17 protein-coding genes are annotated in these 18,884 nt (G+C 64.4%); 14 read left to right on the top strand and 3 right to left on the bottom strand.

The genetic code is table 11. The features are described 5' to 3' along the window. Window positions 1–123: 123 nt before the first annotated feature. The 12 genes from ACU4IU_RS05550 to ACU4IU_RS05495 all read left to right on the top strand — a co-directional run bounded on the left by ACU4IU_RS05550 (window position 124) and on the right by ACU4IU_RS05495 (window position 12,879). Complete coding sequence (locus tag ACU4IU_RS05550) at window positions 124–2,460, top strand: S9 family peptidase (RefSeq protein WP_446656095.1); 2,337 nt, start codon at window positions 124–126, stop codon at window positions 2,458–2,460. A gap of 266 nt (window positions 2,461–2,726) precedes the next feature. Continuing rightward, window positions 2,727–3,704 (top strand): ABC transporter substrate-binding protein, encoded by a 978-nt coding sequence (locus ACU4IU_RS05545; RefSeq protein ID WP_446656094.1) that lies wholly within the window; start codon window positions 2,727–2,729, stop codon window positions 3,702–3,704. A 145-nt stretch (window positions 3,705–3,849) separates the two neighbouring features. Then, a complete protein-coding gene (locus ACU4IU_RS05540; RefSeq protein ID WP_446656093.1) occupies window positions 3,850–4,833 on the top strand; it encodes an ABC transporter permease in 984 nt (327 codons plus the stop codon). 5 nt (window positions 4,834–4,838) lie between these two features. Next, window positions 4,839–5,630: an ABC transporter ATP-binding protein gene (locus ACU4IU_RS05535; protein ID WP_446656092.1), complete on the top strand. Its 792-nt coding sequence runs from the start codon at window positions 4,839–4,841 to the stop codon at window positions 5,628–5,630. A 148-nt stretch (window positions 5,631–5,778) separates the two neighbouring features. Further along, the gene (locus ACU4IU_RS05530; RefSeq protein ID WP_446656091.1) at window positions 5,779–6,378 is read left to right on the top strand and encodes a TetR/AcrR family transcriptional regulator; all 600 of its coding nucleotides are present in this window, start codon (window positions 5,779–5,781) and stop codon (window positions 6,376–6,378) included. Further along, window positions 6,375–6,734 carry an SMR family transporter gene (locus ACU4IU_RS05525; protein WP_446656090.1) on the top strand — a complete coding sequence of 120 codons (360 nt, stop codon included), beginning with the start codon at window positions 6,375–6,377 and terminating at the stop codon, window positions 6,732–6,734. Before ACU4IU_RS05530 ends, ACU4IU_RS05525 begins: the two co-directional genes overlap by 4 nt. Next, on the top strand, window positions 6,731–7,045 hold the full coding sequence (locus tag ACU4IU_RS05520) for a DMT family transporter (RefSeq protein ID WP_259358748.1): 315 nt from the start codon (window positions 6,731–6,733) through the stop codon (window positions 7,043–7,045). The genes ACU4IU_RS05525 and ACU4IU_RS05520 overlap by 4 nt, the downstream gene beginning before the upstream one ends. A gap of 59 nt (window positions 7,046–7,104) precedes the next feature. Continuing rightward, window positions 7,105–7,236: a hypothetical protein gene (locus tag ACU4IU_RS05515; protein ID WP_258041872.1), complete on the top strand. Its 132-nt coding sequence runs from the start codon at window positions 7,105–7,107 to the stop codon at window positions 7,234–7,236. A gap of 184 nt (window positions 7,237–7,420) precedes the next feature. Further along, window positions 7,421–9,631, top strand: a complete 2,211-nt coding sequence (locus tag ACU4IU_RS05510; RefSeq protein ID WP_446656089.1) for a BCCT family transporter — start codon at window positions 7,421–7,423, stop codon at window positions 9,629–9,631. Continuing rightward, on the top strand, window positions 9,628–11,214 hold the full coding sequence (gene betC / locus ACU4IU_RS05505) for a choline-sulfatase (RefSeq protein WP_446656088.1): 1,587 nt from the start codon (window positions 9,628–9,630) through the stop codon (window positions 11,212–11,214). The genes ACU4IU_RS05510 and betC overlap by 4 nt, the downstream gene beginning before the upstream one ends. A 265-nt stretch (window positions 11,215–11,479) precedes the next feature. After that, complete coding sequence (locus ACU4IU_RS05500) at window positions 11,480–11,956, top strand: SRPBCC family protein (RefSeq protein ID WP_446656087.1); 477 nt, start codon at window positions 11,480–11,482, stop codon at window positions 11,954–11,956. Beyond that, window positions 11,914–12,879, top strand: a complete 966-nt coding sequence (locus ACU4IU_RS05495) for a TIGR01777 family oxidoreductase (RefSeq protein WP_446656086.1) — start codon at window positions 11,914–11,916, stop codon at window positions 12,877–12,879. Before ACU4IU_RS05500 ends, ACU4IU_RS05495 begins: the two co-directional genes overlap by 43 nt. Before the next feature lie 84 nt (window positions 12,880–12,963). Here ACU4IU_RS05495 and ACU4IU_RS05490 read toward each other — a convergent pair whose 3' ends face one another. Then, on the bottom strand, window positions 12,964–14,193 hold the full coding sequence (locus ACU4IU_RS05490) for a cobalamin-independent methionine synthase II family protein (protein WP_446656085.1): 1,230 nt from the start codon (window positions 14,191–14,193) through the stop codon (window positions 12,964–12,966). 233 nt (window positions 14,194–14,426) lie between these two features. On the opposite strand from ACU4IU_RS05490, the gene ACU4IU_RS05485 reads away from it, so the two are divergent. After that, a complete protein-coding gene (locus tag ACU4IU_RS05485; RefSeq protein ID WP_446656084.1) occupies window positions 14,427–15,164 on the top strand; it encodes a hypothetical protein in 738 nt (245 codons plus the stop codon). Here the strand turns inward: ACU4IU_RS05485 and ACU4IU_RS05480 are convergent. Beyond that, window positions 15,158–15,736 carry a TetR/AcrR family transcriptional regulator gene (locus ACU4IU_RS05480; RefSeq protein WP_446656083.1) on the bottom strand — a complete coding sequence of 193 codons (579 nt, stop codon included), beginning with the start codon at window positions 15,734–15,736 and terminating at the stop codon, window positions 15,158–15,160. The genes ACU4IU_RS05485 and ACU4IU_RS05480 overlap by 7 nt on opposite strands. Window positions 15,737–15,814: 78 nt before the next feature. Here ACU4IU_RS05480 and ACU4IU_RS05475 point away from each other — a divergent pair, with 78 nt between their 5' ends. Further along, the gene (locus tag ACU4IU_RS05475) at window positions 15,815–16,360 is read left to right on the top strand and encodes a hypothetical protein (protein ID WP_446656082.1); all 546 of its coding nucleotides are present in this window, start codon (window positions 15,815–15,817) and stop codon (window positions 16,358–16,360) included. A 132-nt stretch (window positions 16,361–16,492) separates the two neighbouring features. On the opposite strand, the gene purL is transcribed toward ACU4IU_RS05475, so the two are convergent. After that, window positions 16,493–18,877: a phosphoribosylformylglycinamidine synthase subunit PurL gene (gene purL / locus ACU4IU_RS05470; RefSeq protein WP_446656081.1), complete on the bottom strand. Its 2,385-nt coding sequence runs from the start codon at window positions 18,875–18,877 to the stop codon at window positions 16,493–16,495. Window positions 18,878–18,884 lie beyond the last annotated feature (7 nt).

The raw sequence follows: 18,884 nt of genomic DNA, 5'->3' as shown, positions 1-18,884 counted from the left end.
AGGTTGTGCTCACTCTGCGCGTTCTGCTCATTGAGCGCGTTGAGTGCATTCTGCTCAGAGTGAGTCGGCGACGATACATCGGTCGGGTCCCGGGGTTTCCGGGCCGGCGGCTAGGCTGACGTCATGAGCGAAACTTCCGGCACAGACTCCGCAGCCTCGACGACCGCGACCCCGGCATCGGCACCGGTGGCGAAGAAGGTCCCGTTCGAGCGCACGCACCACGGCCATACTTTCGTCGACGACTACGAATGGTTGCGTGAGAAGGAGTCGCCCGAGGTCATCGCCCACCTCGAAGCAGAGAACGCCTGGACGAGCGCACAGACCGCTCACCTCGAAGGGCTGCAGAACTCGATCTTCACCGAGATCAAGACACGCATCAAAGAAACCGATATGTCCGTGCCCAACCGGCGCGGGAGCTACTGGTACTTCGCTCGCACGAAAGCAGGACTCGACTACGGCATCAGCGTCCGAATCCCCGTCTCGGGTCCCGACGATTGGACTCCGCCGGAGGTCGGCGAAGAGCCTCTGCCCGGCGAAGAGGTCATCTTCGACTCAAACGTCGCCGCCGAAGGCGAGGAGTTCTTCTCACTCGGTACATTCTCGCTGAGCGACGAGGGTCGCTGGCTTCTCTACGGTGTCGACACCACCGGCGACGAACGCTATACCCTCCGGCTTCGCGATCTGGCCACGGGAGACGACCTCGCCGACACGGTCGACGGCACCTTCGCAGGAGCCTCCCTCGATCCGAGCGGCCGCTTCGTCTTCTACACCACCGTCGACGACGCCTGGCGACCGGAGAAAGTGTGGCGCCACGTCGTCGGCACCGACAGCAGCGACGACGTGTGCATCTTCCATGAACCCGATGAGCGCTTCTTCGTCGGCTCGGGCTTCTCACGTTCGGGCCAGATGATGTTCGTCGTCACCGGATCGAAGACGACCACCGGATATTGGAGCATCAGCGTCGACGACCTCGAAGCCGAACCGCAGGAGATCTGGCCCCGCGTCGACGGTGTTGAATACAACGTCGAGCACGCCGTCATCGGCGGTGAGGACCGGTTCCTCATCACCCACAACCGCAATCGCGCCGACTTCGAACTCGTCGACGTTCCAGCCGCCGATCCGATCGGACCCGGTCGCGACGTCATCGAAATCGGTGCAGACTCCGAGGGGAACGCGGAACCTGAAGCCGACGCGGAGTCTGGGGCTGAGACGGAGTCTGCGGGGAAAGCGGAGCTGAGCATCAACGATCTGCGCATCGAAGATGTCGACGCCTTCGCCGACTTCATCGTGCTCAGCTACCGTCGCGGCGGCTTCGCGCGCGTCGGCATCATCCGCTTGGGTGACTCCTCCTCTCCGTTCGGACCGCTGCAGGAGCTGCCATTCGGCCGGGAGACCGGGTCACTCTACGTGGGCAACAACCCCGAGTTCGTGCAGACGAGCATCCGACTGCATTTCACCTCCATGTCGACGCCCGCCGTGATCTATTCCCACAGCGTCGCAGACGGCACTGACACGGTTCTCAAACGTCAGCCCGTTCTCGGCTCCGTCGACCTGGACGCCTACACCGAAACCCTGCTGTGGGCGACAGCCGAAGATGGCACCGATATCCCGATCTCGGTCGTCTTCCGCAAGGACCTGCACCGATCCGACGGTTACGGCGGTCCCGCCTCAGCGAAAGAGGGGGCAGGCGACGGCGGGAATGCGACGAACGGAATTCCCGCCTCGGCGAAAGTCGAGCCGGCACCGCTGCTCCTCTACGGATACGGGTCCTACGAAGCGAGCATGGACCCGTACTTCTCGGTCTCCCGGCTGTCCCTGCTCGACCGCGGCGTCGTCTTCGCCATCGCCCATGTGCGCGGCGGCGGCGAAATGGGCCGACGCTGGTACGACCAGGGCAAGACCACGGCGAAGAAGAACACCTTCACCGACTTCATCGACGTCGCCCGCCACCTCATCGACACCGGGTGGACGAGCCCGGACCGACTCGTCGCCAGCGGCGGATCGGCCGGCGGTCTGCTCATGGGCGCGATCGCGAACATGGCACCCGAGCTCTTCGCCGGAATCAGCGCCGAAGTGCCGTTCGTCGACGCCCTGACCTCGATCCTCATGCCCGAGCTGCCGCTGACCGTCATCGAATGGGAGGAGTGGGGAGACCCGCTCCATGATCCGCAAGTGTATGAGTACATGCGCTCGTACTCTCCCTACGAAAACATCACCGAGGCGGCCTACCCGCAGATCTTGGCCGTGACCTCGCTCAACGACACCCGAGTCCTCTACGTCGAACCCGCGAAATGGGTCGCCCGACTCCGTGAAGTCGGTGCGAACGCCCTGCTCAAGACCGAAATGGTCGCCGGGCACGGCGGAGCATCGGGGCGCTATGACGCGTGGAAGGAGATCGCGTTCGAGTACGCGTGGATCCTCGATGTGCTGGGACGATCGGATGTCGAAATAGAGCCCTGAGGGGACGACTGTCGCCGCAGATAACGATACTGGGACGATTGTCTCCAAAACCCGGATTCGGCACCCGGCGTCAGTGCCGGGCCATACAGTGGATATCATCACATTCGACGTGATGCGCGTCATGATCTCAGAACGGTCTGAGTGACGGCGGCGCATCATTCATCTGCATTGCCGTCACTATTCCTTGCGTGCGAGGAGCGGCGGTGTCGAATGCAGAATTCGTGACGGATCCGCACCGGCGGACCGAAATTCCGAAAGGGAGAAGAATGCGTCTCAGGAAAGTGGCCACAGCGATGGTGGCAGTCGGTTCGATTCTTGCGGTTTCGGCCTGCGGAGGCGGCGAAGGCGGTGGCGGTGAGGGCGATTCGTACTCCATCGGCGTCTCTCAGCTCGTACAGCACCCGGCGCTCGACGCCGCGACCGAAGGCTTCAAGAAGTCGTTCGAAGATGCCGGCGTCGACGTCGAATGGGACGTGCAGAACGCCCAGGGCGAACAGGCCAACGCGACCTCGATCGCCCAGCAGTTCGCCAACGACGACCTCGACCTCGTGCTCGCCGTTGCCACCCCGGCCGCTCAGGCCGCAGCCCAGGCGATCACCGACAAGCCCGTGCTCTTCACCGCCGTAACCGACGCCGAAGAGGCCGGCCTCGTCGACAGCAACGACAAGCCAGGCGGAAACGTCACCGGCACATCCGACCTCAACCCGGTCGAAGAGCAGCTCAAGCTGGTCAAGGACGTCAAGCCCGATGCGAAGACCGTCGGCATCGTCTACAGCTCCGGTGAGGTCAACTCGCAGGTCCAGGTCGATCTCGCGAAGAAGGCCGCCAAGGACCTCGACGTGACGATCAAGGAAGCGACGATCGCGAACTCGGGTGAACTCGCTCAGGCCGTGGATTCGCTCGGCAAGGTCGACGCCTACTATGTGCCCACCGACAACAACGTGGTCTCGGCAGTGTCGACCATGGTCCAGGCGGCAGAGAAGAACAAGGCTCTGCTCGTCGGGTCGGAAGCCGGCCAGGTCGAATCCGGTGCGGCGATCACCCGCGGCATCGACTACACGAAGCTCGGCGAACAGACCGGCGAAATGGCGCTGAAGATCCTCCAGGACGGAAAGAAGCCCGCCGAGATGCCCGTCGAGACCAGCTCGAACCTCGAACTCGTCGTCAACCCGAAGGCCGCCAAAGCCCAAGGCGTCGAGATTCCGAAGAAGCTCGTCGACGAGGCCGACAAGGTCATCGAGTGATCGGAACCCGCCTCACCCCGTGACCCGGTGCGCGGAGTCCTGAACTCTCCGGCGGCACCGACGTCACCGGCCCCGAGGCCGTCGGCACTGAAACCGACGGCCTCGGGGCCACCACGAACCACACACCAGAAATGAACGGAAACCCATGTTCGGAGCATTGGAGCTCGGGCTCATCTACGGCGCGATGGCGCTCGGTGTCTATCTGACCTTCAAGGTCCTCAACTTCCCCGACCTCACCGTCGACGGAAGCTTCACCACGGGCGGCGCCACCGCAGCCTCCCTCATCATCGCCGGGGTCAACCCCTTCATGGCCACCCTCGCGGCGATCGGCGCCGGACTCATCGCCGGCTACATCACCGGTCTGCTCCACACGAAGGGCGGCATCGACGGACTGCTCGCCGGAATCCTCACCATGATCGGCCTGTGGTCGATCAACCTGCGGATCATGGGGAAGGCGAACCTGCCACTCCTGCGAGAAGACACCGTGTTCACCCCGCTGCGGGAGAACATGCTCATGGGCACCTGGGCATCGATCGCGATCCTGCTCGTCTTCGCCCTCATCCTCAAATTCGCCATCGACTGGTTCCTCACCACCGATCTCGGGCTGGCCATCCAGGCCACCGGCAACAACAAAGAGATGATCCGCAGCCTCGGCGTCAACACCGACAACTCGACGATGCTCACCCTGGCACTGTCGAACGGCTTCGTCGCACTCTGCGGTGCCCTCGTCGCCCAGTACCAGGGATTCTCCGACATCAGCATGGGCATCGGCCTCATCCTCGTCGGACTCGCCTCGGTGATCCTCGGCCAGGCAGTCTTCGGCAGCCGCAACATCTTCATGGCCAGCCTCGGCGCGCTCCTCGGGTCGGTCGTCTACCGGCTGATCATCTTCCTCGCCCTGCGCGCGGGCCTGGATACGAACGATATGAAGCTGACGACCGCGCTCCTCGTCGTCATCGCACTGCTGCTGCCCAGATGGGGCTTCCTCAAACGGATCCCCTCACTGCGCGGACGCGGAAACCGCGCGACCGCCTCGGTGCCGGCCGGAACGACCGATATGAAGGACCCCGCAGAGATCGCCGACATCCCCGCCGGCGCGACCGGCGCCCGAAACGGGAAGGAGATCTGAGACCCATGCTCAAGATCGTCAACATCTCCAAGACCTTCTTCCCGGGCACCGTCAACGAACGCAAGGCGCTGCAAGGACTCTCGCTCGAACTCGACGAATCCGACTTCGTCACCGTCATCGGCTCCAACGGAGCCGGAAAATCGACACTGCTCAACACCATCTCCGGCCGTCTGCCCATCGACTCCGGTTCGATCACCATCGACGGCGCCGAGGTGTCGCGGATGCCCGAATACAAACGGGCGAGATACCTGGGCCGCGTCTTCCAGGATCCGATGGCCGGCACCGCTCCGGACCTCACGATCGAGCAGAACCTCTCGCTCGCGCTCAGACGCGGAAAGCCGCGTGGGCTGGGGCGGGGGACCACCTCGGAGCGACGCGAGCACTTCAAGGAGGAGCTCGCCACTCTCGAACTCGGACTGGAGAACCGGCTGAAGACGAAGGTCGGGCTGCTCTCCGGCGGTCAGCGGCAGGCGCTCAGCCTGCTCATGGCCGGATTCACTCAGCCGCGGATCCTGCTGCTCGACGAGCACACCGCCGCCCTCGACCCGCAGCGCGCGGCCCTGGTGTCAGCTCTGACGAAGAAGATCGTCGAAGCCGACGGGCTGACCACGCTCATGGTGACCCACAATATGGAGCAGGCCATCGCGCTGGGCAACCGGCTGATCATGATGCACGAGGGACGGATCATCTACCAGGCCTCGGCCGAGGAGAAGAAGGATCTGACCGTCGAGACGCTGCTCGGCGAATTCTCGAAACTCAAGGGAGCGACCCTGGGCGACCGGGCACTGCTGAACTGAACCGAGACTTCGCCGGAAGCCAGGCGAACGCCCGCAGGCAGGCCGACAGTCTGCAGACCGGATGAGAGGGCGGTTCGCACCGACAGGGTGCGGACCGCCCTCTCTTCCGCACTGGCGTACTTTACCAACCGGTTGGTAAAGTCGAGGCATGGCGAATGATGGACGGATGCGGATTCTCAAGGCGGCGAAGGCTCTGGCCGAATCGCATGATTCGGTGCAGGGGGTGACGATCTCGCTGGAGTCGGTCGCGCAGCAGGCGGGTCTGACGAAGCCTGGCCTGATGTATCACTTCCCGTCTAAGGAAGCGCTCATGCTCGGGCTCGTCGACCATGCCGCAGAAGACTGGGCACGGCGACTGCGCGAGCACACCGGGCGCCCGAGTCAGGAGCTGTCGAGCTTCGAGCGGCACCGTGCCTATGTCACAGTGGCCACCACTGCCGAGGTCTCTCGCGCCGACTATTGGATCTTCTCCGATGCGCTCTACCACCCGAAGCTGACGCGGGCATGGAGTGAGCACCTCGGTCCGTGGTTCGACACCACCGGGCTCGATGATCGTGCGGTATCTCTGCTGACCGCGGCTCGATTCTGCGCCGACGGCGCGTGGATGTCAGAGGCGACGGGAGTCTTCCCCTCCGAGGATCTCGCCGCCGTGCGGGAGCACGCCCTCGCGCTCATCGACGCCGCTCAGACCACCGGCGACGACGCTGAGAACACGTCCGACAACACCGAACCGGAGGTGAGCGAATGAATGCGAAACGTCTGCTGCTGCTCGTCATGGCCATCCTCGCCGAGGTGGCCGCCACCCTGATGCTGCGCGCCTCGGTTGCCGATCCGAGGTGGATCCCCGGAGTCGTCGTCCTCTACGCCACAGCCTTCTTCATCCTCGGGCTCACCCAGCGGCTGGGCATGCCGCTCGGAGCCGTCTACGCCACCTGGTCGGCCAGCGGAGTCGCCCTCGTCGCCGTGCTCGGCGTCGTGTTCTTCGGTGAGCTCCTGGGCATCGGCGCCATCATCGGCATCGCCCTCATCATCATCGGGGTCATCCTCGTCGAATCCGGCACTCCCGAGGAATCCGAGACCGTCGACGCGGAGGTGACCGAATGAGCTGGATGTGGTTGGCCCTGTCGATCCTCAGCGAAGTCGCCGGCACCCTGTGCCTGCGCGCCAGCGCCGGACTGCAGCGCAAGATCTGGTTCGTCCCGGTGGCGATCAGCTACACCGCGGCCTTCTTCTTCCTCAGCCGCACCCTCGCCGAGGGCATGCCGCTCGGCGTCGCCTACGGCCTCTGGGCGGCGTGCGGAGTCGCACTGGTCTGTCTGCTCTCTCGAGTGATCTGGAAGGATCCGCTGACGCGGAAGGCGCTCCTCGGGATCGGCTTCATCACCGTCGGCGTCATTCTCGTCGAAATCGGCTGACCCGGTCTTTGCTGGGAATTTATTGTGAAGCCGCAAGGAAGCTGTTATCGTCCGAAGTTATGACCCCTCTTCGATTCGACGACCTCCACCGCTGGGGATGGTCGACCCCGAATCGAGAGCGCCCGAGCTGCGGCTTCGCCAATGATTCCTGGGAGCCCGTGGCCGTCGGCTGGTGGGGCGGGGAGCCCTAGTCACTGATCGCCGATCCGCAGACCACCTGCCCGATCGACGGCCGCCTACCGGTCGCATCAACTGATTTCCCACTCGTACCCGATGTGCGTTCATGCCATCGGGCCATGATGCGTTCGTCTCCGTACACGGCACCGATCGATTTCGGCAGTCTTCCGCAACTATCGAAAGAGTGTGAACCGACACATGACCGATGACTCCACCCGTACCGACGAACACGATCCGGGCCCGGATCGACAGTCCGATGCCTCCACCGAGGCGGCCCGCCGAGCATCACGCGAGAGGATCATGGCCGACGCCCGTCGGATGAGAGACGACGCCAAACGCGTGGGTCGCGAGACCGGACGCAACCTCGGCCAGTTCGACTACCGTCGACCGCGCGGTCCCGTGAAGGCCGATCTCGAAGATACGCACGGCCACTACCCGCACGACACCCATCCCATCCTCGTGCCCGGAATCGCCATCGACGAACAGCGGCGCAAGTACTCGCTGGACACGATCATCTTCGCGATCGCCGGCGGCCTCACCGTCGCCTTCGTCATCTGGGGTATCTCCAGTCCGTCCAGCGTCGCCAGCGTCGCTCAGGCGGCGTATGACTGGGCGACGCTCAATGTCGGATGGCTGTTCAACCTCGTCGCGATCATCATCCTCGTCTCCCTGCTCATCCTCGCGTTCTCTCCCTACGGCAAGATTCCCTTGGGCAAGGACGGAGAGACCTCCGAGTTCTCCACCTTCTCCTGGGTCGCCATGCTCTTTGCGGCGGGCATCGGCATCGGCGTCCTCTTCTTCGGACCCTCCGAGCCGCTGACCTACTTCATCTCACCGCCGCCGCTGACGAACGATCCGGAGACGACCGAGGCGCTCCACGGGGCGATGGCCCAGACCTACTTCCACTGGGGCTTCCATGCGTGGGCGATGTACGCCCTCGTCGGCGGTGCCATCGCCTATGCCGCCTATCGTCGCGGTCGTTCGCTGCTGCTGTCTTCGATCTTCCAGACTCTGTTCGGCAAACGCCAGACCGAGGGATTCGCCGGAAAGCTCGTCGATATCTTCGCGATCGTCGCCACTCTCTTCGGTACGGCCGCAGCCCTGGGCATCGCGGCCATGCAGATCGGCACCGGTGTCAGCATCGTCTCCGGTGCGGGACCGATGACGAACAATATGCTCGTCGTCATCATCCTCGTCCTCACCCTCGGCTTCATCATCTCCGCGGTTTCCGGCGTCTCGCGCGGAATCCGCTACCTGTCCTCGATCAACATCGTCCTCACCGTCGGCATCGTCGCGCTCGTACTGTTCCTCGGACCCACGCTCTACCTGCTCAACCTGCTGCCCTCGGCGTTCATGGAATACCTCGGGTCGATGTTCGACATGATGGGCCGGTCCCTGTCGTGGGGCGCCGAGACCCAGGAATTCCAGTCCCTGTGGACCGTCTACTACTGGGCGTGGTGGATCTCCTGGTCGCCGTTCGTCGGCACCTTCATCGCCCGCATCTCCCGCGGCCGTTCGATCCGCCAGTTCATCCTCGGCACGATCTTCATCCCCTCGACTCTGCTCTTCGTCGCCTACGGAATCATGGGCGGAACCTCGATCTGGATGTACCGGTCCGGAGCATCGGGATTCACCGACAGCATGGAAGCCCCCGAGGTGTTCTTCACCCTCATCGACAACCTGCCCTATGTCGAATGGCTGCCGTTCGTCGTCATCATCGTCCTGGCGATCTTCTTCATCACCTCCGCGGACTCCGCCTCGGTGGTCATGGGCATGCTCACCAGCCGCGGTGATCAGGAGCCGAAGAAGTGGGTCGTCGTGTTCTGGGGTCTCGTGATGTCCGGCATCGCCGTGGTGATGCTCCTCCTCGGCGACGCCAGCGCACTCGAGGGACTCCAACAGCTCGTCATCGTCACCGCGGTGCCGTTCGCTCTCGTCATGCTCTTCATCATCGTCGCCTGGTTCAAGGAGCTGCGCACGGATCCGCTGGCCCTGCGCCGTCAGTACGCGCTCAACGCGGTCGACAACGCCGTGGTCGCCGGTGCCGATGCCTACGGTGACGACTTCGCCCTCCAGGTCGTGCCCACCGAACCCGGTGACGGTGCGAACGGCGGAATCGACTCCGAGCACGGGGACTACACCGACTGGTACCAGCGCACGGACGAGAACGGCGAACCCGTCGGTTTCGACTACGAAACCGGCGAATGGGCCGACGGGTGGACCCCGAACGACGATTCCGCGAACACCGAGGATTCCGCAGCGACTGAGGAATCCACCGCCGCCGAGGCGGACGCCGGCTCCACGACCGATGCGGACTCCGGGACCGCCTCGGCGAGCGAATCCGATCCGGATTCAGCGACCGATTCCGAAGCCGACTCCGGCCCCGACCGCAGAGAGGACCACTCATGACCACCCCGAACATCGTCGTCGTCCAAGCCGACCAGATGGCTGCCCAGGCTCTGGGTGCCTATGGTGATGCGGCCGCGCTGACACCGAATATGGATGCCCTGGCTGCCGACGGAGCCGTCTTCGACCGCGCGTACTGCAATACTCCGCTGTGCTCGCCGTCGCGGGCATCGATGATGACCGGGCGGATGCCCTCGGAGATCGACTGCCTGGACAACGGCGACGACTTCGCGGCCTCCGTGCCGACGTTCGCCCACCGTCTGCGCAAACTCGGCTACCACACGGCGCTGATCGGGCGGATGCACTTCATCGGGCCTGATCAGCACCACGGTTTCGAAGAGCGCCTGACCACGGACGTGTACCCGGCCGATCTCGATATGGTGCCCGACTGGAACCGTCCCCTGGAGCAGAAGCTGCAGTGGTACCACGAGGCGGACCCCGTGTTCACCGCCGGTGCGGCGACCGCGAACGTCCAACAAGACTTCGACGACGAGGTGATCTTCAGAACCCTGCGCCACCTCAACGACCGCAAGCGCGCGAACCAGGCCGCCGGGTGCGATCAGCCGTTCCTCATGGTCACCTCGTTCATCCACCCCCACGACCCGTACGAGCCGCCGAAGGCCAACTGGGACCGATTCGCCGAGGTGGCCATCCCGGACCCGGCGCACCCCGAGGTCCCCGATCCGGCCGTCGACCCGCACAGCCACCGTCTGCGCACGATGTGCGGCTTCGACGAACGCGAGCCGGGAATCGAGGACGTGCGACGGGCCCGCCGTGCCTACTATGCGGCGGTGAACTATATCGACGACCACGTCGGAGCGATCCGGCGCAAGCTCGAAGAACTCGACCTCGCGGACAACACGATCATCATCGTCACGAGCGACCACGGTGACATGTTGGGGGAGAAGGGGCTGTGGTTCAAGATGTCGCCCTATGAGCAGTCGTCCCGGGTTCCGCTCATCATCAACGGACCCGCCGAGGTGATCGCCCCGGGCCGGTATGCGACCCCGGTCAGTCTCGTCGACCTCGCGCCGACCCTGCTCGAGATCGCGCAGGGCACGGCTTCGTCCGGGCCGTCCGTGGGCACGGGGGATGCAGGTGCAGGAGCCGCCTCGGCGATCGATGAGGGACTGACCGGAACCTCGATACTCGAATCTGCCAGGCGGGAAGCTGCCGGCGAACTCGGGACCGGGGACCGCGACGTCGTCATCGAGTACTTCGCCGAGGGCACCTACCGGCCGCAGGTCACGCTGGTGCGCGGTGATCTCAAGCTCACTGTGTGCCCCGGCGACCCGGAGCTGCTCTTCGACCTGGCGGCGGATCCCGACGAGCTGGTCAACCGCGCCGAGGATCCGGCCTACTCCCAGGCGCATGAGTCGATGCGTGCAGAACTCGAATCCCGGTACGATCTCGAGCACCTCGAAGAGCATGTGCTTGCTTCTCAGCGCAGCCGCCAACTCGTCGCCGACGCGCTCAAGGTCGGTCGAGTCCGCCACTGGGACTTCGATCCGGAACCGTCGCACGGATATGTGCGCGGTGACTTCTGGTCGGCGTTCCGCTTCGGCAAGATCCCAGCGGCCGACTGAGTCGCCGGCTGCAGCGCCAACGGATCGCGTTGCCCTCGCGGCCGGTCGCGCTGCCCCCGCGGGTTCGAAGCGTGGGCGTACTGATCGAGATCACTGCGCTCACACTTCGAGCCCGCGGAAGCAGGTTTCGGACCCCCGCGAAGCGGTCACAGCAGGTGGGCTGAGAGAGTGAGCCGCCTCGGCGAGAACAATTCACTTGGACTTAGGTGAGTTGCGGGTCACATTCTCAGAAACCGGTGGCATCATTCGAGGTAGGAGGGATGCCATGACCATCTTTGAGTCGACATCTGAAGTTCCGCTCGGTGCGGAGACCACATTCGACTGGCATGCTCGGCCGGGAGCGCTGACCCGCCTCTCACCCCACTGGGCGCAGGAGATCGTCGAGGAGAGTTATCCTCCGATCGCGCCGGGCTCGGTGGCTCAGGTGAAGACGAGCGTTCCCGGCACTTACGGACTTGTGCGGCGGCCGTTCAGCTCGGTGCATTCGGAGGGTCCGTCGCGGTTCTCCTTCGTCGATGAGCTGAAGAAGGGACCGCTGAGCCAGTGGAAGCACACGCACGAGTTCACTTCGGTCGCCGGCGGGACGAAGATCGACGACCACATCGAATTCTCCATGGCCCCGCAGGGCTCGACGTCATCGACCGGGGCCTCACTCACTACCTCGAGGCCACCTTCGACGCCCGCCGCAAGCGGATGCTCATGGATATCGACTTCCTCGAATCCACGAATGCGCCCCTGCTGACGCGGAAGAAGGGCAAACACATCCTCATTGCCGGCGGCAGCGGAATGATCGGACGCCAGGTCGCCGCCCTGTTCTCCACCGCGGGACACTTCGTGCGACTGCTTGTGCGCGAAACCCCGAAGTTCCCCTACGAGGTGCACTGGAATCCGGACCTGGGAATCCTCAATCCACGCGACCTCGCGTGGGCGGATGCGGTGGTCCACCTCGGTGGGCGATCCATCGCCACACGGTTCACCAAGCATGCGAAGGACGAGATATGGTCCTCCCGCATCGATTCGACGAGGCTGCTCGTCGAAACGATGCGCGACCTGCCCGAGGCGAAGCGTCCGTCGGTCTTCGTCTGCGCTTCCGCGGTCGGCTATTACGGGTCGAAGGCGGACGAACCAGTCGACGAAACCGGACCGGCCGGCGACGGATTCCTCGCTGAGGTATGTCAGAAGTGGGAAGAGACAGCGGCCGGTGTCGAGGACGCCGGGATCAGACGTGTGTCGATCCGAACCGGAGTCGTGCTCAGCTCCTTGGGCGGTCTGCTCAAACTGCAGGCGCCGCTGTTCCTCGCCGGTGCCGGCGGTCGATTGGGCAGCGGGGAGCAGGCCCTGGCATGGATCTCGCTTGACGACGTGGCGCGGTCATATGTGCACGCGGTCCTCTATGACTATGTGCGCGGGCCGGTCAACGCTGTTGCGCCGGAGCTTGTCACGCAGGCGGAATTCGCCGAGGCGCTCGCCGCTCACCTGCGCAGGCCCGCGTGGATCCCGACGCCCGGTTTCATCACAGAGATCATGCTCGGCCGTGATGGGGCGAAGGAGCTGGCTCTGGCGGACCAGCGCGTGGTGCCGGAGAAGCTGCAGGAAACCGGATACCAGTTCGCCCACCCGACCTTGAGCGACTGCTTCGACGAGGAGCTCGGCGGCGGGGCGTAATACAGAAGTCCCCTCCGGTCGGCTCACATGCCGAACGGAGGGGACCGGTGTTTCTGCTGTTACTGCTGTTTCCGCAGTACGGGGTCAGAAGCGCTTCGAGGCGATCTCCGCACCTTCGGTCAGCGACTGCAGCTTCGCGACGGCGATGTCCGGGTGGACGCGGCCGCCCAGCCCGCAGTCGGTGGAGGCGACGACGTTCTCGGGTCCGACGAGACCAGCGAACCGGCCGATGCGTTCGGCGACGAGCTCGGGATGCTCGATGACGTTGGTCGAGTGAGAGACGATTCCGGGAATGATGTACTTGCCCTCGGGCAGCTTCTTCTCTTCCCAGATCCGCCATTCGTGTTCGTGGCGGACGTTCGCGGCTTCGAAAGTGATGCCGGCGGCGTTGATCGAAAGCACCTGGTCGACGATCTCGACGAACGGCAGGTCGGTGACGTGCGGTCCGTGCCACGAGCCCCAACAGGTGTGCACGCGCACCTGCGCCGGGTCGATTCCGCGCAGCGCATGGTTGAGTGCATCGATGCGGACCTGGATGAACGCGCGGTAGTCATCGAAGGACGGTTCCGGGTTGATCTGGTCGAAGTTCTCCGCGAGGGACGGATCGTCGATCTGGACGGTCAGACCCGCCTCGGTGATGGCGAGGTATTCCTCCCGCAGCACATCGGCCCACGCCCAGATGAACTCCTCATCGCTTGAGTAGTACTCGTTGGCGATGCGAGAGGCCGAACCGGGGGAAAGCGCATTGATGTACCCGGCACGCTCGTCATAGCCGGCGGCGGCCAGACCGGCCTTGAGGTTCGCGACGTCGCGGTTGACCTGGCCCTGACCGATGTAGCTGATCGGGCCGGTGGCCTTCGGGAACTGCGGTTGCTGGCCGGTGTCGGTGCCGGCGTCGGCATCGGAGTAGACGTTGGGGAACAGATTGCGATCGCGGCGGTCACCGAAGCTGGTGAGAACCGTCTTACCGGGCTCGGAACGCACGGCCGGTGCATCCCACTTGTCGACATCGTCGAGCTCGAGCCCGCCGGTGCGCGCGAACGAGTAGTGCCACCATGCGCCGTAGTCGAAGTCGGCGGCCATGGCATGACCGTACTCGCCGTCGTTGGGCAGTGAGATGCCCAGGTTCTTCTGCCGCTTGACGAGGTCGGTGACGCTGGCGGCGAGGAGCTCGTCGAATTCCTGCTCCTGCTCCTGAGACACGGACTCACCGGCCAGGCGAGCGGTGTTCTGCGCCTGCTTGACCTTGTTGGCTTCGATGAGCTCGGGAGTGCGGGGTAAGGATCCCGCGTGGGATGTGCGAATCGTTGCCATGGGTGGCTCCTCTGTCTCGGTTCGATCGTGCAGTGCGACTGCGGCAGTCGCGCCGCAGCATTCCCTCTTAGGCAATCACATTCGCAGTGGCGCATGTGTGGTTGTCGTCATCTTGGGACACGTGGACGGAGTGGGTTGGTGGGCCGGCGGTGCAGTGCTGTCAGCTCAGTCCAGTACTGAGACAGTGTCCGCCCTGCTCAATCACAAGTGGAGTTGGCTCATATGCTGGGGGCATGAGCTACAGACATTATGGTCAGGATCCAGCCGGGCGGTCAGGCACCGGTCAGCAGTGGAGCCAGGGACTCGGTCGGAGCCAGGCGGCGACGCTGGTGTCGGTTCCGCAGAATCCGGGCTGGCTCGCCCGCAGTCTGTTCTGGGCGGCCCTCATCATCGAGGCGCTGCCGTCGTTGGTGTTCGCCCCGATGGCGACGTCGGGGGAGGCGACCGCATCAGTCGTGCTCTTCAGCGTCGGATCGGTCCTCTGTGCATGTCTGCGGCTGGTCCTCGGCACTGCAGCGATCCTGCTCGTGAAGAACACCAGCTGGGCGCGGAGATTCATCGGTGCCGGAATCTTCCTCCTCGGATGCGCAGCCCTGCTGATTCTCACGCCCCTGACAGGAATCCTTCTCACTTCGGTCGGGACTGAAGACGGCAGCTCACTGCTCACCATGAACATCATCCAAGGCGTGCTCAACGCGTTCTTCCTGGCCGCGGTATTCTGCGGGTGGAACATCGCCCGCAATCGTCGGTGGTGGATCCTCGTCATCGCTGTCGTCATCGGCGCGATCCTCGCGGTGCTCAATATGGCGGTTACCAAACCGCTGGCCGAAAGCGCCACGACCGGCATTATGGCCGGAGTCCTCGTTCAAGCCGTGTGGCTCGTGCTCATCTTTGCGAGCCTCGGACTCTTCCACCTGCTCGCCCGTGCCAACGGTGGGACGGCCGCGGCGCCAGCACAGCCCGACTACTGATCCGGTCGCTGCAGCCGGTCGAGATAGAGATCGAGGCTCGATTCGACGACGGACGGGGTGAAGCGTTCGGGATCGACGATTCCGTTCAGAGCGAGTCCGTCGGTGAAGGCACGAAGGGCTGTACGGGCGGAGGCATCGTCGACCCGTCCGGTATAGACCTCGATGGTGTTGGCGCATAGCCTGTCGAGTCCTTCGTTGATCGACCCCAGCGCCTGTCGCGCCGAATCCGATCGCGCGGTGATGCTTGAGGCGAGCCAGATGTGTGCCTCGAGACGGCGATCATCATCGAGTGGCAGAGCTTCGCACCAAGCTTCGCGAATTGCCAGACGTGGGTCCTCCGGCCAACTCTTCGCCGACAGTCGTTGCTGCTGCCGTCGACTGATGAGGACCAGAGCATGCGCTGTCATCTCGTCTGCCAGAGGGAAATAGTGCCGAAGTGTCGAGGGCTGATACCCCGATTCGGCGGCGACGGCGCGAACCGACACGGCCTGGATCCCCTCGGCCGCGATGAGCCGTGCCACGGCCCAACCGATGTCGGCGCGGCGCTGATCATGGTCCACGAATTTCGGCACCCTGTTCCTCCTCGAACTCTATTTTGGTACAGTCGAGCGAGAAAAACATGTCATCGATCCAAGTGGGTGTGTCGCTCGATGCTGTTGTTCATCATCGCCGGTGAAGTACTGTTCTGGGTCTTTCTGCTCGCCGGAGTATGCGCGAGGTATCTGCTGCACTGGAGAACGGTTTCGACGGTTCTCCTCGTATCCACCCCGCTCATCGACATCGTCATCATCGTCCTGACTTACATCGATCTCAATCGGGGAGCGGCATCGGACTTCAGCCACGGAATGGCAGCGTTCTACGTCGGCTTCTCCGTCGTCTTCGGTCCGGAGGCCATCGCCCGCGTCGACCGCCGATTCGCCCGTCGCCATACGGATCTCAGCGAAGCTGCACTGCCTGCCGTACCGACTCGAACCAGTCTCGGATACTGGTTGCGCTGCCTGACCGCCGCGGCGATCACCACCGCACTGCTGTCCATCGGAATCGCGATCGCGGGCTTGGCTGATTCCTTCTGGCTGATCTATTGGACGATCGTCGCCGTCTTCACCGCTCTCGCCTGGGGCATAGTCGGACCGCTGCGCGATCGGTTGCGCCGCAGCAATCGCGAAGATGAGGAACCTACCGACCCACCTTCGTGACCGTCACACCTGGCCGGGCAGTCCGGACTCAGCGCGACAGCGAAACGGCCCCTCTGCCTCGAAAGGACCAACCGCAGCTGGTCATCTCGAGGCCGAGAGGCCGTCTCGGCGTCAGTCTTCGCCGGTCGTGGCTCAGACCGCGGTTTCGGTCACCGCCGCGACGCTGCCGCCGAAGCGATCAGCCAGCGTACCCTCGTGGGCCTGACCGAGTTCGTCGAGTCCGATCGAGAAGTGGTCGACGACCTCGAGCGCAGGAGCTCCGTCACCGGCATCGGTCATGCCGATGCGCACGAACGGGAACCGCCGTGCCGTGCACATGTCCTTGAAACGGACCTCTTCCGAGCGCGGCACGGCAACGATCGCGCGCGCAGTCGACTCGGAGAACAGTGCCGTGAACACGTCGACGCCGTCACGCTCGCAGACCTCATCGAGCCAGATCCGGGCGCCCGTGCCATAGCGCAGCGACGATTCGACGAGGGCCTGCGAGAGCCCGCCCTCGGACAGATCGTGCGCGGCATCGATCATGCCGTCGCGCGAGCAGTTGATGAGGATCTCGCCGAGTTCCTTCTCCGCTGCCGGCTTGTACTGCGGAGGAACCCCGCCGAGGTGGTCGGCCGTGACGTCGGCCCACGCCGAACCGTCGAGCTCCGCTTCGGTGGTGCCGAGCAGATAGATGGTCTGGCCCGGCTCCTGCCAGCCGCTCGGGGTGGCGCGGGTGACATCATCGAAGACACCGAGCACACCGACGACCGGAGTCGGGTGGATGGCCACTCCGCCGGTCTGGTTGTACAGGGACACATTGCCGCCGGTGACCGGGATTCCCATGTCCTGGCAGGCGCCGGCGAGGCCTTCGACAGCCTGCGCGAACTGCCACATGATCTCCGGATCCTCGGGGGATCCGAAGTTCAGGCAGTCGGTGACCGCACGCGGAATGGCACCGGCGGTCGAGACATTGCGGTAGGCCTCGGCCAGAGCCAGCTGGGCACCGCGCGCCGGGTCGAGGAAGCTGTAGCGACCGTTGGCGTCGGTGGCGATGGCCACGCCGAGACCGGACCCCTCGTCGACGCGGACGACACCGGCATCATCCGGGTAGGCCAGTGCGGTATTGCCCTGGACGTACTTGTCGTACTGCGAGGTGATCCACGACTTCGAGGCGAGGTTCGGCGACCCCGCGAGCTCGAGCATCGTCGACCGCAGCTCATCATCGGACTGGGGCTTCGCCAAACCAGCGGCCTCAACGGTGTTCGCAGCCACCTCGGCGGTCCATGACGGTTCGGTGAACGGACGGTTGTACACGGGGCCGTCGTGGGCGACCGAGCGCGGGGGCACATCGACGATGACGTCGCCGTGCCATTCGATGACGAGACGATCGGAATCAGTGACCTCGCCGAGCACGGAGGTCTCGACCTCCCATTTGCCGACGATTCGCAAGAATTCGTCGAGGCGGTCGGGACGGACGACGGCCATCATCCGCTCCTGCGACTCCGACATGAGGATCTCCTCAGGGGTGAGGGTCTCATCGCGCAGCAGCACATCGTCGAGCGCGATGTGCATTCCGCCGTCACCGTTGGACGCCAGCTCCGAGGTCGCACAGGAGATGCCTGCAGCGCCGAGGTCCTGAATGCCCTCGACGACACCGGCGTGGAAGAGCTCGAGGCAGCATTCGATGAGCACCTTCTCGGCGAACGGGTCGCCGACCTGCACGGCGGGGCGCTTCGAGGGCTTCGAATCGTCGAAGGACTCGGAAGCGAGGATCGAAGCACCGCCGATGCCGTCGCCACCGGTGCGCGCACCGAAGAGCACGACCTTGTTGCCCAGTCCCGACGCGTTGGCCAGACGGATGTCCTCATGTCGCATGACACCCACAGCCAGGGCGTTGACCAGCGGATTTCCCTGATAGACGGAATCGAAGACGGTCTCGCCGCCGATGTTCGGCAGGCCCAGGGAATTGCCGTAGTTGCTGATGCCGGCGACCACACCGTGGACGACACGGGCGGTGTCCGGATGGTCGATGGCTCCGAACCGCAGCTGATCCATCACAGCGACCGGGCGCGCACCCATGGAGATGATGTCGCGGACGATGCCGCCGACTCCGGTGGCCGCACCCTGGTGGGGTTCGACGTAGCTGGGGTGGTTGTGCGATTCGACCTTGAAGGTCACCGCCCAGCCGTTCCCGATGTCGACGACGCCGGCGTTCTCGCCGATGCCCACGAGCAGGTGCTTCTTCATGTCCTCGGTGACCTTGTCGCCGAACTTCGACAGGTGGACCTTCGAGGACTTGTACGAGCAGTGCTCGGACCACATCACCGAATACATGGCCAATTCCGCCGAGGTGGGGCGACGTCCGAGGATCGCCTTGATCTTCTCGTATTCGTCGGCCGTGAGACCGAGATCGGCGAAAGGCTGCTCGACGTCGGGGTTCGCCGCTGCGAACTCGACCGTCTCCTTGACCTTCTTCGATGCATTCTGCGGGGAATCGACCTGCGTGGAATCCGCAGAGCTGAGGTTAGACGTCATGTCCTCT

It is taken from the genome of Brevibacterium sp. CSND-B09 (assembly GCF_052906525.1).
The sequence above is the reverse complement of the archived record's forward strand: the minus strand, read 5'-3'. Positions and strand labels throughout refer to the sequence as shown.